Below are 13595 nucleotides of genomic sequence, written 5' to 3' on the forward strand. Positions count from 1 at the left end.
GCCGCGTGAGGTACTGGAGTTTTACCGAGACCTGACCGAGGTCGCTGGCTACGAGCTGGAAACTGCAGGCGTGCTCAAAGCTGGCCGCAAGTTCTGGGCTCTGGCGCGCACTGGCAAATCTGTAGCGTTGAAAGGCAACGATGTGGTCAACGGCTATTTGCTCTTGGCTACGTCGTGCGATGGAACATTGGCTACGGTGGCCAGGCTCACGGCGGTTTTGTGTGTATCCCGCTTGAGCTGATTTTCCTTCCAACATCCACCCCCCTCTCGCTCCCTGTGGCCCATGCCACCGGGAGCTTTCTTTTTTTGGAGCAAAACATGATCAAAGGTTTGATGATTACCCCACCTGTGATTGGCCGGATTTCGATTGGCAAGGTGGTTGAAAAGAACGGCAAGCGCCTGCCTGAAAAAGACGATGAGTTCACCATTACCACCCAAGTCCAGCAGCGCGGTCAATGGGTGCTACACCCTCTGGATGAGGCTTTGCGCAATGCCCAGACACATGGCGGCATAAAGGAAGGCGCGCAGCCTTCCGATGAAGAGAATGACAACAATGCGCGCCCAGGCAAGCGCACACTCAAAGAAAAGATGGGAGTACATGCAGATGCTGTGGAAGCACCCAGCCCAGCACGGCGCAAGCTGCGCAGCATTCCAGTGCGCGTGCTGTTCAATGATCCCGATCTGAACCTTCGGGCCGATTACTGCATGTTTGACCGTACCACTGCCCGCCCAATCTGTGTAGGCAACGGAGAGACATGCAAGCGTGTAACGGACCAAGGCCACGAAGAGCACGCATGCCTTGGTCCAGATTTCTGCCGATTTGGCTTTGGGCAATGCAAGCCCTATGGACGGCTCAATGTGAGTATTGGAGACAGCGATGAGCTTGGCAGCTTTGTGTTTCGCACGACGGGCTTTAACAGCATTCGGACCTTAGCTGCACGGCTGCAGTACTTCGCTGCGGTCTCTGGTGGTCACCTAGCAAGCATGCCGCTGGAGCTCAAGCTGCGAGGCAAGTCCACCACGCAGTCCCATCGATCAGCCATCTACTACGCAGACTTGGTGGTGCGTTCGGGAATTTCTTTGAATGAGGCGATCAGCCAAGCTCACACGATAGCAACCGAGCGTTTGGCAGCTGGATTTGATCAGACGGCTTTGGACACAGCAGCGCGACTGGGCTTTGCTAATGGCAGCTTTGAAGATGCACCCGATGAGGCAGCTGAGATCGTGGAGGAGTTTTATCCCCTGCCGCCAAAAGAGTCTGATAGCGATTAACAACACGACATTCTTAAACCTAGCCCCACATTAGTGGGGCTAGGTCGAGATGTGGATTTTTTCAGAATGTTTCATAGGACAAAAATGAGGAAATCTTGCTTGTGTCCTTCAGCTTTAGGCTGGAAACTACAACCGAAGCCCAACAATTCAATGGCTGCACTTGACCTGATTGGACATGCAGTGTCTTCCGGTGCGCCAGACGACTCAGGTCAGCGCAGTGCTGCGTGCATCATCCGCATCCTGTCTTCAACTTCTGGCAGCAGGAAGGCAAAGCGCTGCCGGGTACGCTCCATAGCTTCATGCTGCTCGGGCGTCCAGGACTCGGGCAACCATTCCCAGTTGCTGCCCGCCAGCAAATTGGCGATATAAATGACTTCGTTGAGGTTGTGTGGATTCCGGTCCAGTTCGCGAGGGGCGTCGTGCTCGTGGACGGCCTCAACGATAACGGTCGGCAGGCCCAGCGCATTCAGTACGTTCTCGCTGATTGGTTCGTGCCAGCCCAACACAAGCTCGATAAGTGCCTGGTGGTCGTTGCGGTATTCCTCGTACTGGCTCGCCCGGTAAAAAAGGTAATAAATGCCAATGTCGTGGACCAAGCCAGCCAACATGGCAGATTCGGCATCGAGATGTTTTCCCACATGGATGGCAATCGCCTTGGCCAGCAACGCCGTGCGGATGGAGTGTTCCCAGGTCAGATCGGCGTAGCGGCTAAACGGCTTCAGATCTTCGGCCTTCATGATCTGGTCCATAGCCAAGCCCAGCGACACACTACGGGCCTGCTCCAGCCCCAAGGCCTCGATGGCATGTTTCAAGGTGGCAGCCAGTGTGCGCTTTTCATGGGTTACCGCATCGCCTTCTTGCACGTTGGCCAGCCGGATCAAGCGGCTGGCAATCACGGGCTCCAAGTACACCGCACGGGTAAACCCATCAAGCGTGATGTTCGGCTGGGTCAGGACACCGCGCATCCTGAGGGCCAGATCAAGGCTAGTGGGAAAATTGATATCCCCTGACAGGTCCTGGGCCAGATCGGCCAGCAGACGCATGTGCAGCTCACGGTTGTCACGGTGGGTAGATTTTTCAGGTGGTGCGTCAGACATTGCAATGACTTGAGAAACTAGAGTTACTGGCGCAACAAGTATGCATGCCCCTCTTCTCTCGGACAACAGCAATGGCGCGCAGAACGCCTAAGTTATTGGCGTTCGATTCATCGTCATTTTGGCTTGTGGCGTAATGCACGTCATGACGTACTGCGGCATGCCTCCTTTCCCGAGTCGCAGCAACAGTATTCAAAGTCAGTAACTCTCTAGGAAACTCTGGCCGATTCAATCGTGATCAAGAAGCATGAAAAGAGGAACAGTGATGAAAAGTGTGACCCTGCAAAATACGGCTTTGGTCAAAGCAAGGACCACAGCGGCTGCTAGCTCGAGTGAGCAGGCGTGTGATCTTCACAGCTCTATGGCCTTCTTTAAGCTTGATCAAAACAATTTACTTGAATTTCAAAAGGATGACGATGCTGCATAAGAGCCACCGTTTTGAGGCGAGGGTGGCACTCTTATGGATGGCAGCTTGTGCAGTCCTTTTGGGGGGCGTGATCTTCTTGCCTCCCCCTGATTTCACGCGGGGCTGGGCATCATATGCACCTGCGCATGCAGTGCTAGAAGTCGTTTCCGTCGCAGTTGCGACCATGATTTTCAGCATTGCATGGGTAACCCGTCGTCTCTGCTCGAACCCTAGAGTGCCGCTGCTCGGAGTCGGCTTCCTAGCTGTAGCTTTACTCGATCTTTCTCACGCACTGTCATTTCAAGGAATGCCAGACTTTGTGACGCCCAGCGACCCTGAGAAGGCCATCAACTTCTGGCTGGCAGCCCGCACCGCAGCAGCGTTGGCTCTGCTCGGGGCAGCTTTGATGCCTCAGCGCGTAAATTCTCTGACCTCAAACCACAATGCATGGACTGCACTTGGAGTAACGCTTGTACTCGTCACGCTAGTGCATGGCGTTGTCCTTTTCTTCCCACACCTGCTGCCGCGCACCTACCTGCCAGGTAGTGGGCTGACTGATTTCAAGGTGGGGTATGAATATGTGCTTGTCGCGGCATATTTGCTCTGTGCGTGGAGGTTTGCCTACTACTTGGGCAAGGAGAGAGCATTCAGCGCGAGTGGGTTGATGGCTGCCTCAGCAATGATGGCAATGGCTGAGGTCTTTTTTACGCTCTATGCCGATGTCACTGATGTCTACAACCTGATGGGGCACGTCTACAAAATCGTGGCTTATTGGTTTTTATACCGTGCACTTTTTGTAGAAACCGTCCAGACACCTTATCTAAGTCTCCAGTCCGCACAAGCCAAACTGGCCGCCACCCTTAATGCTCTGCCCGACTTACTCTTCGAGTTAGATAGCGATGGTAATTACCTGGAGGTTTATGCTTCAGAGCCCTCTAAGCTCACCGCGCCTCAGGCTGAGTTGGTGGGGCGCAACATCCGCGATGTAATGCCTGCGCAAGCGGTAGTGCAGTGCATGGGTGCACTAGAGCAAGCGCGCAAGCAGGGTCATTCGCGTGGAACCCGTATTGCTCTAGAGGTGCCTGATGGGCAGAGATTTTTTGAGCTTTCGATTTCCAAACATGTCAGAACTTCTGGGCTCAAAAAACAAGAGTTTTATCCAAACGAAGGCTTTCTCGTGCTGTCACGGGATGTGACCGAGATAGTGCATCAAGAACGTCTTGTGGAGTATGAAGCGCGACTGAATGCAGCTGTGCTGGAGGTAGAGTCCAACAAGGCTACTGAAGATGAGTCAGCGCTATTGCGCCATGGCGTTGAGCTGGCGCAAAAAATCACCGACAGCGAAGTCTCCCATATTTACTTTGTTGCACAGGATCAGCTCAATCTTCAGTTGGCAGCACGGTCAACAACGACCATGCAGGGCTGCTGCACCTCATCCTTCGATAAGTCCTGCACCTTGAATCAGGCAGGAAGCTGGGGTGAGGGGTTGCGTCATCGGCTGCCAGTGATGATCAATGATGTTGCCCAAGATGCCGATGAGACTGTCTTGCTGCAAGGCAGCCCCCCTCTGAGTCGGCTCATCAGTGTCCCCGTGATAGAAGGGGAGCGTGTGTGCATGCTGCTTTGCGCAGGCAACAAGCCCCAGAACTACACGTCTAATGAACTGGACGGTCTGCAAGTTCTGTCCAATGCCATATGGAATAAAGTCCTACGCATTCGGCAACAAGCGAGCATTCTTCGCTTGTCTGCCGCGATAGATCAGAGTCCTTACTCGTTGATCATCACGGATTCCCAAGGCCGCATCGAATACGTAAACCCTGCATTCACAAAAACTAGTGGTTATGAGCCTGAGGAGGTTTTGGGGCGCAATCCCAGCATGTTCAAGTCTGAACAAACCCCGCTGCAGACCTATAAGGATCTTTGGGGGCACTTGAGGTGCGGGCTTTCTTGGCGTGGAGAGTTGATTAACCGGCGCAAGGACGGATCCGTTTATACCGAGCAAAGTCTGATCTACCCCGTGCGTGACGCATCGGATCGGGTCGTCAACTTTCTTGCCCATAAAGAAGACGTCACGCAGCGCAAAGCCAACGAAGCACTCATCCATCAGTTGGCTCACTTTGACCACCTGACAGGGCTTCCCAATCGTGCCTCCATAGAAGATAGATTGCAGCAGGAGATTGCGCTGGCGAGCGTTGATCGACCATTGACCGTCATGTGGTTGGATTTGGATGGATTCAAAACCATCAACGACTCCATGGGGTACGAAACTGGCAACTTGCTTTTGGTCAACATCGCCAACCGATTGCGCCAAGAGCTTGATGACAGCGCTTGTCTTGCAAGAACAGGAGGTGACGGCTTTATTGCTGTTCTTCCAGCTACAGGGCACCAGAGCGCGACTGTGCAGGCCACACGCATGTTAGATGTCTTGCAACGACCTGTGCAGATAAATTCTAGCGAGCTGTCGGTTACTGCATCTGTTGGTATCGCTGTTTGTCCCAGCGATGGCTCAACGATGGTTGCACTGTTGAACCGCGCTGAAACCGCAATGTACAAGGTCAAGGACGATGGGCGAAACGGCTTGCACTTTTACGCCGCTGAAATGCAGCAAAACTCCGAGCGTACGCTCGCAGTCCTGCAGGCACTAAAGCTTGCCTTGGCTCGCGACCAGTTGCACATGGTCTACCAGCCACAGATAGATGCATCCAGTGGCCGTATGGTGGGCTCTGAGGCATTGTTGCGTTGGCGGCATCCGCAGCTTGGCAACGTCAGTCCAGCAGAGTTCATTCCTCTTGCTGAGCGCAATGGTCTGATTGTTTCGATCGGAACTTGGGTGCTGTGCCAGGTGATGCGTCAGATTCGAGTTTGGCGGGATGCGGGGTTGCCTGAGATGACAGTTGCCGTGAACTTGTCTGCAGTGCAGTTCGCGCAGCCTGATTTGATCGAAGTGATTCAGCGTATTGCCAATCAAGAAGGTGTGGAGCCAAGCCTAGTGGAGCTTGAACTTACCGAGGCGGTTGCTTTGAAGAATCCAGAGGTGGCTGCTAAATCAATTAAAGCCTTGCAGAAGGCTGGATTTAAAGTCTCAATTGACGATTTCGGCACGGGCTACTCCTCGATGACTTACCTAAAGAAATTTGCCGTGGACAAGTTGAAAATTGATCAATCGTTTGTCCGAGGAGTCGAGAGCAGCACAAATGACCAGGCCATCGTGAGGGCAACTGTTCAGATGGCGCATGGGCTGGGGATGATCACTATCGCGGAGGGCGTGGAGACACAGGCGGAGATGGACTTTCTGCGATCCTGTGGATGTGACGAAATGCAGGGATACTTGTTCAGTCGCCCCCTAGATGAGGTGGACTTCGAGGCGTTTGTTTGCCGCCAGTTGAATCACGCTGGGTTTGAAGAAGGCTAGTTTGTTGGAATGCAATCGTCGACTAGCAGTGACTGAGCAATTCACTGCTAGTAGTTTGCCTCGGCTATCAATTAGGCTGAAATCACATAGCTAAAAATTTTGCTGTCAAGACTCTAGATGGCGATTGACAATTGTTAATAAATAATCTGAATGGACTTTCTTTCAAAATAATCTATGTCAGATGTAAGCATGTGCTCATGTGGGTGATTTTCACAAATTTGTTATTAACAACGAATAATTGAGGGAGTCAAACAGAATATGCCATTTAATGCTTTTTTTTAATTCAACCATTTGGCGCCCTGCTGCAACTTTGATGGGCCAAATGAAGTTTTCGGCCAAGATAGGGCTCATTTCCGCCGCTTTTTTACTGCCACTTATTTGGCTATTTATTGCCTACGGCAACAGCAAGCGCGACGACTTGGATTTCGTCGCTCAAGAGCGCGCTGGGGTTCGTTACGGCATGGCCGTATTTACGGTTATGGATGCGGCAGCAAATTGGCGCTATTTGGCCCGAAGTACAGCATTAGGCGATGGCACTTCTGGCGCTATAGATGCGCAGAACCGTTTTTTTAAAGAGTTGGATCGTCTAAAAGCGATTGACCAAGAGTTGGGTAAAAAATTCGGAACGACGGTACTGGTCGATGCGGTCACGCGGGCAAGTGAGGGCGCTAAAGCTGCGTCGGGCAATGCTCAGACGCTATTTCCAGCAATGAATGCCTTGACCACTGAATTGGCCAAGTTGCAAGATCGGGTGACCGATGGATCGCGCCTTGCATTAGATCCCGCCATAGACACGTTTCATTTGGTCAGTGCAACCATGATTCTCGCTCCAGACCTTTTGCGAGATGTTGGTGAATTGCGTGGGCTCGGTCGTACTGCACTTTTGAACGGTGTAATGACGCCAGAAGCTTCCAGCCGCTTCCAGGGGTTATTGGCGGTGGTGGAGCAAGAGCGTCTGCGACAAGCAGATCACATGTCCAAGGTCCGTGAGCATGCGCCTGAGTATGCAGGGGAGCTTAAGCAGCATGGACAAATGGCTCTGAGCAATATGTTGGCCACGATTCGCACGTCATTTCCACCTGCAGCAGGCGATGTTCAAGGCGATGACAAAGCCTATGCAGCGATGGTCTCAGAGGTTCTCAACGCTCAAACTGAACAGGTGCTGCACAACTTACAGGTACTGGATGATCTTTTGGTGGACCGCCAAGAGTCTTTGCGCACAAGTATCGCTCTCGCAGTGGCAGTGACCTGCGTAGGTTTGCTATTGGCTTTGTACATGCTGATGGGCTTTTACAAGTCGATGCTGGGTGGCTTCAAGCTACTGCGCAAAACACTGTTAAACATTTCCTTGGGTGACTTGCGCACGTCCGTTAATGCTTGGGGCAAAGATGAGGTTGCCGATTTGATGCGTGAGCTGGGGCACATGCAAACAGCACTTGGTGAGACGGTCCGCCTGGTTCAGGAAGCCAGCGACCAAGTTGTTCAAGCTAGTGCTGAAATTGCTCAAGGCACGAATGACCTATCTGGGCGTACCGAGCAAGCTGCAGCGGCACTGGAGGAGTCATCTGCTGCGCTGGAACAAACGACTTCCACGATTCAGATGACGGCTGACTCGGTCAGCCGAGCCTCTGGCATCGCACAAGCCAACGCTGCCACGGCACAACAAGGCGGCCAGGTCATGTCATCCGTGGTCGATACCATGCAACGCATTCAAACATCGTCGAACAAGATTGGTGAAATCATCGGTGTCATTGATGGCATTGCGTTTCAGACCAACATCCTGGCGCTCAATGCTGCTGTGGAAGCAGCACGAGCTGGTGAGCAGGGCCGTGGCTTTGCCGTGGTAGCTGGCGAAGTACGAAGTCTTGCGCAGCGCAGTGCCGAAGCCGCCAAAGAAATCAAGGAACTGATCCAGCGCAGCACCACAGAGGTCGGCGTGGGTGTGGAGGTGGTGCGCAAGGCTGGCGCTACCATGCAAGAGATCGTTGGCAGCGCGGAGCAGGTGAAGTCCTTGTTGGACGAGGTCGCGAATGGGGCGAAGGAACAAAGCTTGGGTGTGGCGCAAATTGGTGCTGCAGTTCAGGAGCTAGACCGTAATACTCAGGCGAATGCGGCCTTGGTCGAGCAAACTGCAGCAGCCGCGACGGCACAAAGTCGGGTTGCCATGCGGATGGCTTCAACGGTAGACGAATTCAGACTGCAGGGACACCAAGCGGCTGCGCTGGTGGAAGGCGTGGATGTGGACGCCATCATTGACGCCCATCGTCAATGGAAAGTTAAGCTGCGTCAAGCCATTGAGGAACGTAGCACGGTGGATGTAACCACACTGTCACGTGATGACTGCTGTGCATTAGGCAAATGGATCTATGGTGATGGCCAACGTTTGGCACAACGCCCCAATTTTGTAGAACTAGTTGGACGCCATCAGCACTTTCATAGCGTTGCTGGTGGTATCGGCGAGCTCATTAACCAAAAACGCATGCGTGAAGCTGAAGATGCTCTAGCGCCAGGAACGGTGTTCGCACAAGCAACGGCAGAGGTGGTGAGTACGCTTTCTGCGGCCAAGCGTTTGGGCTTTTAGCGCACGAATAGCTCATCTTTTTAGATCTCAGTGACCTTAAGGCTAACAATGGGTTTGCTACATACTTCTTCAAAAAAGATTTCTTGATGCATCCCCCTTCATGGTCTGCTGATGAAATACAGCGTCGGCAAGCACTACACGACACAGGCTTGCTTGGTAGCCTAGCGCAGGAGCGGTTTGAATCGTCTTGGGTTTGGTGCAGGTTTATATGCTGCCCACAGAAGCTGAGGCAAACTACTGGCGATCGGTTGCCAAGTCTGTGCAGACCGTGAAGCCTGCACTGTAACAAACTATCATTGCTCAAACCCGGCACGGTTCACGGTAAGTGGTATCAGGAGTAACAGTTGTCCTTCATTACAGACTTCATACCGCAAAGTTTTATGCGGCAATGGGCAACGCTACTCTCCGTTTGGATAGGCGCAGGTCTATTGGTGACAGGGCTGCTTTGTGACGAGCGCAGCGATATCGAGACTTCAGAAAAAGCGCTGCTCAGCCATCAAGCCCACATCATCCACGACAACTTGAGCCGGCAGGTAGAGTCCATCGATCGTGCTCTCAGAACTTTGGCCCAAGAAGTTCCCGTTACTCGTATCCACAACCAAGAAGTCGTCCAACTCAACAGCCGTTTGCGCGCATTCAGTGAAGCCATGACAGGCGTGCGTACGCTGGCAGTCTTGGACAAGAACGGAACCGTAGTTTCCGCCAATCGAGCAGAACTGATTGGCCAAAACTTCCAACACAGAGATTACTTTCAGACGGCTGTGAGAAATTCGCAGGATGAGCTCTTGGTAAGCGCACCTTTTCGCACCGTAACGGGCGTTTGGTCCATCAATTTGTCTCGCACCGTCCGCAGCGAGGATGGACAACTCGCTGCACTCATGGTCGCGACGCTCGACCCCGAAGATTTCCGAATATTGCTCAACTCCGTGCGATTCGCACCCGACGTAGTGAGCACTTTGGCACATGCTGATGGTCTTCGCTTCTTGGTAGCACCTGATAACGTGGTGCAACAGAGCCTGTCTGCTGGGCAAGCAAGCTCGCTATTGAAGACACACTTGGACAGCGAGCAGCAGCAAACGATGACCAAAGGCGTGCTGGATCCTGACCCCACTCAAAGGTTGGTCGTAGTGCAGACCTTTCAGCCTCCCCAGCTAAAGATGGATAAAGCCTTGGTGGCGACGGTGAGCCGCGATTGGAGTGCTATTTTTACTGCGTGGCGTGCCAAAGCCGCTTTGGCAGCAATTCTGTGGCTTGCAGCAGGCATCGCCGCTGGTGCTACTTTAGGTTTTTCTCAAAATCGTCGTCGGCAATTGATGCGCCGTGAGCAAGAGCTTGCACAAGAGGCAGCAACTTTGCAAGCACGTTGGCATGCTGTGCTGATGGCAACGCAGCAAGGTGTCTGGGACTGTGACATCAAGACAGGAGCCATCTATCTGTCTCCCGTTTGGAAGGAAATGCTCGGCTACGGACAGACAGATGTTGGCAATACCATCGAGGATTTGAAAGCTTTGGTACACCCTGATGACCTGCCTCAAGTGCAGTCTGTATTGCAGCAACACTTCCAAGGGCAAAGCGCTGTTTACGAGAGCGTGCACCGCATGCGTTGCAAAGACGGCGATTTCAAATGGGTTCTAGATCGCGGCCAAATCATTGAGCGAGATCCCGCAGGAAAACCCATTCGTTTCATTGGCACGCAAACCGACGTCAGCGCTCAACGTCAACAACAAGAAACCCTCAATCGCTTAGCGGATCATGTGCCTGGTGCGCTTTATCAGTATCTGCTGCGTGCAGATGGGCAAGCGTACTTTCCATATATCAGTCGAGGAATTATTGATCTCTACGGGAAGGTGCCTCAAGCGCTGTGCGATGACGCTGCATTGATTTTTAACACGATCCACCCCGACGATTTACCCCACGTCTACGAGAGCATTCAAGCATCAGCCCAAAGCCTCCAACTCTGGCGGCAGGAGTACCGCGTCATCCTGCCCCAAGGTGTTCGCTGGATCAGTGGACAAGCCATGCCGCAAAAAAACGCAGCGGGTGATGTGCTCTGGCACGGTTACATCCAAGACATTACGCAGGCCAAGGAGCAGTCCTTGCAGTTGCAAAACACTGAACGTCTGTTGCAGCACCTGCTGCAAGAAATGCCTGTCGGTTTGTGCATGGTCAATGGTGCTGGGGAGATGTACTTTCGCAACCGCAGATTTCTGGACATCTTTGGCTATACACAGGAAGAAGTGCCTACGCTGGAACAGTGGTGGTGCCAAGCCTATCCCGAACCTACATACCGCGACAAAGTGATGCAGACGTGGAATGCTGCGCTAGAGCATGCTCGCGTGCATCAAGGAGAGATTGCAAACCAAGAATATTACGTGACCGACCGTGATGGCAGAAGCCGCACCATGGCCATCAGCGGGGTGACGTTTGGCGAGCATTTCTTGGCCATGTTTGTTGATCGCACAGAACAACAAGTTCAGAAAGAAATGCTCCGCAAATTGGCTTTCTTTGACAGCTTGACTGAACTGCCCAACCGCAGGCAGTTTGATCACAGCCTCAAAGCCGAATGGCGGCGCTGCAGAAGAAGTGGCAAGCCCTTGGCACTGATCATGCTCGACATTGATCATTTCAAGCAATACAACGACTCATACGGACATCAAATAGGCGACGAATGCTTGCGCGCAGTGGCTCAGGCACTGCGTGAGGCACTGGTACGCCCCCACGACTTGGTCGCACGTTACGGCGGCGAAGAGTTCGTGTGCCTACTTCCGGAATGCGATCTAGAAGGTGCAATGACCAAGGCACAAAAGCTCTGCCAGGCAGTTCAAGAAAAAGCCATTGCACATATGGGTTCAGCAACAGCAAGTGTTGTCACCATCAGCGCTGGTGTTGCTTGTTTGACGCCCAAAGCTCAAACCGAGCCATCATCGCTCATCCAGAAAGCGGATGAAAACTTGTACAAAGCAAAAGTCCAGGGGCGAAACAGGGCCGTGAGTTAAGTGCCTCTAACGCGACCTCTTGGTCTCTCCCCACTACAGTGGATGATTGCCAGCCTCAAGTCCGCGCACACTCAAGCGTCTAGAGCCTGTCGTGATCGAGGCGGAATCAGCCCAATCACACGTTTTAAATGAAGTGACTTCAGGCTATTTAGCGCAGCTAACGCCACCTACCCGCGCTAGCGTCGCACAGATGATTGCAGCTCATACGTAAGCGGCCGGCCATCCCACCTTGGCTAGGCATCGGTGTGGGATGCCGCTAGATTGGCTATCGGAGGTTCAGGATGCGCCGGGCACCGCTGAGCACTATCAGCGCAATGACTGCGCCAATCACGAGGTCAGGGTACGAGGAGCCCGTCCAAGCGACCAAAACACCAGCGACTATCACCCCCGCGTTTGCGATCACATCATTCGCAGAAAAAATGTAGCTTGCCGTCATGTGGGCGCCCCGATCCCGCTTCTTGGCGATCAGCACCAGGCAGGTGACGTTGGCGATCAATGCGACCAGCCCGATACTCATCATGAGCATGGACGCCGGCTCACTTCCCACAACTGCCCGCCGAACGACCTCCAAAAGCGCGCCAAGCGCAAGCACGACTTGCAACCAACCAGCGATGTGCGCTGCCTTCATCTTCAAGGCGGCGGCGCGGCCCACCGCATAGAGCGCCAGTCCGTAGACCGCCGCATCGGCGAACATGTCAAGCGAGTCCGCTATGAGACCTGTGGACTGGGCGATCAGGCCAACGATCAACTCAAAGACAAACATCGCACCGTTGATAGCGAGCAGCAGCTTTAAGGTCCGAGCCTCAGAGGTATTCCCCTCTGCGTCTGGGGCCGTAGACTCGTCGCTTTGCACGCTGTCCAACACTTGCGCGCCGAGGTTGAGAGGGATGAGACGGCCCAGCAGCTCTTGCGTACTTCCCCCATGCTGCACGGTGAGTACACGGTCCTTCAGATCGAAGTCCAGTGCCGCAACAGCCGACGCATCGGCCAGCGCCATCCGAATGAGATTCTCCTCCGACGGGCAATCCATCTTCGGCACGGAGAAACGCGTCTTCCACTGCCCGCCTTCGGTGCGCCTCTCGCTTGTCAGCAGAACCGCACCCAAGTTCAGGGGCGTCAGCTTCTGGGCGATCCTGGCGGGCTCGCCCGAGTGCACCACCCGGAGCTGCCGATGGGCCAGATCGAAGGTCATCGGCCCAACCCCGGTCAGACCACCCAGCGCCATGCGAATGAGGTTCTCCTCGGAGGGGCAGTCCATTCCCGGAACTGAAAATGTGCTCTCCACGGAAGCAATGGCGCTTGGGGCCTCGTCGACCGTCTGCGAATTGCAACTGCTCGAGCAGCTACTGCTTTGACATGTACTCATGTCCCGTATTAGAAACCCTCAAGTAGCTGTAGAGTCAAGCGGTAGGTAGGCAAATATGAAAATCGGTGAACTATCGTCATTGGCAGGGTGCTCCGTTCCCGCGGTGCGCTTTTATGAAGCAGAGGGCCTTCTGCAGGCGCCCCTGCGGGCCGCCAACAACTATCGGCAATATGGCCAACAGCATGTCGACAGGTTGGCCTTCATCGTTCGGTGTCGCTCGCTGGACATGTCGCACGACGATATCCGGGCTCTGCTGCAGTTGCAGGACGACCCCGCCATGTCCTGCGACGAGGTCAATGCCTTGCTAGACGATCAAATGCGCTTGGTAGAGCAGCGAATCGCCGAGTTGCAGGCGCTGCGCAAGCAACTGCGTGCCATCCGCAGTACCTGTGCGGGAGGGGTATGCGTTGGCGATTGCGGTGCACTTGAATCGCTGCGCAGCGCCACTGGTGTTGATTTCCATCCAGA

Annotated in this window: 8 protein-coding genes and 1 pseudogene; 7 read left to right on the top strand and 2 right to left on the bottom strand. The window is 53.7% G+C overall.

The genetic code is table 11. From position 1 onward, the window contains the following. A pseudogene (locus B3R00_RS02150) lies at positions 1-226 on the top strand (DUF932 domain-containing protein); the annotation flags it as partial. A gap of 92 nt (positions 227-318) precedes the next feature. Next, on the top strand, positions 319-1272 hold the full coding sequence (locus tag B3R00_RS02155; protein ID WP_286997170.1) for a phage capsid protein: 954 nt from the start codon (positions 319-321) through the stop codon (positions 1270-1272). A gap of 209 nt (positions 1273-1481) precedes the next feature. On the opposite strand, the gene B3R00_RS02160 is transcribed toward B3R00_RS02155, so the two are convergent. Continuing rightward, complete coding sequence (locus B3R00_RS02160) at positions 1482-2369, bottom strand: HDOD domain-containing protein (RefSeq protein ID WP_219162546.1); 888 nt, start codon at positions 2367-2369, stop codon at positions 1482-1484. 262 nt (positions 2370-2631) lie between these two features. On the opposite strand from B3R00_RS02160, the gene B3R00_RS02165 reads away from it, so the two are divergent. From B3R00_RS02165 to B3R00_RS02180, 4 genes are all read left to right on the top strand, one after another. Beyond that, positions 2632-2793, top strand: coding sequence for a hypothetical protein (locus tag B3R00_RS02165; RefSeq protein WP_286997172.1), 162 nt, complete (start codon positions 2632-2634; stop codon positions 2791-2793). Next, the gene (locus tag B3R00_RS02170; RefSeq protein ID WP_286997174.1) at positions 2777-6184 is read left to right on the top strand and encodes an EAL domain-containing protein; all 3408 of its coding nucleotides are present in this window, start codon (positions 2777-2779) and stop codon (positions 6182-6184) included. Before B3R00_RS02165 ends, B3R00_RS02170 begins: the two co-directional genes overlap by 17 nt. A 322-nt stretch (positions 6185-6506) precedes the next feature. Beyond that, positions 6507-8765, top strand: coding sequence for a methyl-accepting chemotaxis protein (locus B3R00_RS02175; RefSeq protein ID WP_286997176.1), 2259 nt, complete (start codon positions 6507-6509; stop codon positions 8763-8765). Between the two features lie 344 nt (positions 8766-9109). Beyond that, the gene (locus B3R00_RS02180) at positions 9110-11761 is read left to right on the top strand and encodes a diguanylate cyclase domain-containing protein (protein WP_286997178.1); all 2652 of its coding nucleotides are present in this window, start codon (positions 9110-9112) and stop codon (positions 11759-11761) included. 265 nt (positions 11762-12026) lie between these two features. On the opposite strand, the gene B3R00_RS02185 is transcribed toward B3R00_RS02180, so the two are convergent. Beyond that, entirely contained in the window at positions 12027-13136 is a 1110-nt protein-coding gene (locus B3R00_RS02185) for a cation transporter (RefSeq protein ID WP_260675733.1), read from the bottom strand. Between the two features lie 46 nt (positions 13137-13182). Here B3R00_RS02185 and cadR point away from each other — a divergent pair. Beyond that, on the top strand, positions 13183-13595 hold a 413-nt coding region (gene cadR, locus B3R00_RS02190; protein WP_286997179.1), incomplete at its 3' end, for a Cd(II)/Pb(II)-responsive transcriptional regulator.

The sequence above is a fragment of the Comamonas sp. UBA7840 genome (assembly GCF_002501455.1).
GTDB lineage: Bacteria > Pseudomonadota > Gammaproteobacteria > Burkholderiales > Burkholderiaceae_C > Comamonas > Comamonas jiangduensis.

Bases quoted from the DNA above. Each gene is read 5' to 3' on its own strand.
- B3R00_RS02155 (WP_286997170.1), top strand. From the start codon at position 319: ATGATCAAAGGTTTGATGATTACCCCACCTGTGATTGGCCGGATTTCG.
- B3R00_RS02160 (WP_219162546.1), bottom strand. From the start codon at position 2,369: ATGTCTGACGCACCACCTGAAAAATCTACCCACCGTGACAACCGTGAG.
- B3R00_RS02165 (WP_286997172.1), top strand. From the start codon at position 2,632: ATGAAAAGTGTGACCCTGCAAAATACGGCTTTGGTCAAAGCAAGGACC.
- B3R00_RS02170 (WP_286997174.1), top strand. From the start codon at position 2,777: ATGACGATGCTGCATAAGAGCCACCGTTTTGAGGCGAGGGTGGCACTC.
- B3R00_RS02175 (WP_286997176.1), top strand. From the start codon at position 6,507: ATGAAGTTTTCGGCCAAGATAGGGCTCATTTCCGCCGCTTTTTTACTG.